2 protein-coding genes are annotated in these 1645 nt (G+C 63.7%); one reads left to right on the forward strand and one right to left on the reverse strand.

What is annotated here, in order from left to right; translation table 11 throughout:
• Positions 1–1450 (forward strand): sulfotransferase (locus tag EOA86_RS33685; protein WP_128345490.1); only part of this gene is annotated, 1450 nt, incomplete at its 5' end.
• A 12-nt stretch (positions 1451–1462) separates the two neighbouring features.
• On the opposite strand, the gene EOA86_RS33690 is transcribed toward EOA86_RS33685, so the two are convergent.
• Positions 1463–1645, reverse strand: a 183-nt coding sequence (locus tag EOA86_RS33690; protein ID WP_128345492.1) for a DUF1428 family protein, incomplete at its 5' end; no start/stop codon positions are given.

Raw genomic sequence — 1645 nt, forward strand, 5'->3', positions numbered from 1 at the left:
CAAGAATCCGGATTTCCTCAACAATCTCGGCACGGTGATGCGCGACCTCGGCCGTCTCGGTGCAGCCGTCGATTTCTTCCGTGGCGCGGTGGCGCTGCGGCCGGACCAGCTCGCGGCGCGCGACAATCTCGGCTCCTCGCTTAAGCAGCTCGGACAGTTCGAGGGCGCGGAGGAGATTTATCGAGGCACCATAGGTCGCAACCCGTTCCATGTCCGCGCCCGAATTGGGCTTGCCGAAACGCTGCAGGAGGCTGGGCGGCTCGACGAGGCGCTTGCCGTCTTCCGCGAAGCACTGGCAATTCGGCCGAAGGACGCCGATTTGCTGCACGGTCTGGGCGTCGGGCTGATGGAGAAGGGCAGCCTCGGAGAGGCGGCGGAGCATTTCCGGCAGGCGCTGGCGGTCGATCCCGGCATGGCCAGGGCCTGGCTGATGCTCACCCAGGTCAAGCGCCAGCAGGAGCGCGACGCCGAGCTTGCCGGGATGGAGGCGCAGCACGCCAAGGCCCCGGAAGGCAGCGTGGCGCGCATGCAGCTTTCCTTCGGCCTCGGCAAGGCCAATGACGATTTGAAGGATTATGGCCGTGCCTTCGATTATTTCGCCGAAGGCAATGCGATCCGCCGTATGGGCATCGACTACGATGCGGCCAAGACACGCGCCGAGTTCGAGGCGATGAAGGCGGTGTTCGACAAGCCCTTCTTCGACAAGCACAGACCGAGCGGGATCGCCGACGATACGCCGATCTTCGTCGTCGGCATGCCGCGCTCCGGCAGCACGCTGGTCGAGCAGATCATCGCCAGCCATCCGCAGGTCTATGGCGCCGGTGAGCTCGGCATATTGAAGACGGCGCTCGGCAAGCAGTTTCCGCCTGGTATGAAGGGCGGCTTTCCCTGGGGCATCGCCGACATGCCCGACAAGGCCTATGCCGAGGCAGGCCAGGCCTATCTAGACCTGCTGCACGCCCGCTATCCGGGTTTCCAGCACGTCACCGACAAGATGCTCGGCAATTTCCTATTGGTAGGCTTCATCCATCTGATGCTGCCCAAGGCCAAGGTCATTCATTGCGTGCGCGATGCGGCGGCGACATGCCTGTCGATCTACAAGGTGCATTTCCGCGGCGACAGCCACCGCTACGGCTACGACCTCAGCGAGCTCGCCGATTTCCACAATCTCTACACCGATATGATGGCGCATTGGCGCACCGTTCTGCCTGATGTCGTGCATGATGTGCGCTACGAGGATTTCGTCGCCGACCAGGAAGGGCAGACGCGGGCGCTGATCGCCCATCTCGGCCTGCCATGGGACGATGCGGTGCTGTCGTTCCACGAGACCGACCGGCCGGTGCGCACGGCGTCGGCGGCGCAAGTGCGCCAGCCGATGTACCAGGGCTCGGTCGATCTGTGGAAACGCTATGGCGACCGGCTCAAGCCGCTGCTCGACCGCCTAGCGTAATGCGTTGCCGGCCTACAACTCGATGAACGGCTGAAAGCCGCCGAAGATCATGCGCTTGCCGTCGAATGGCATCGTCGACAAGTCGCCGTTCAGGCGCGGATCGGCCATCACTTTGGCCATTACCGCATCGCGGCTCTGCCGCGATTCATAGACGGCCCACGAGAAGACGACGACCTCGTCGTCCTTGGCCTGAAC

Source organism: Mesorhizobium sp. M5C.F.Ca.IN.020.32.2.1 (assembly GCF_004023105.1).
Classification (GTDB): domain Bacteria; phylum Pseudomonadota; class Alphaproteobacteria; order Rhizobiales; family Rhizobiaceae; genus Mesorhizobium; species Mesorhizobium wenxiniae.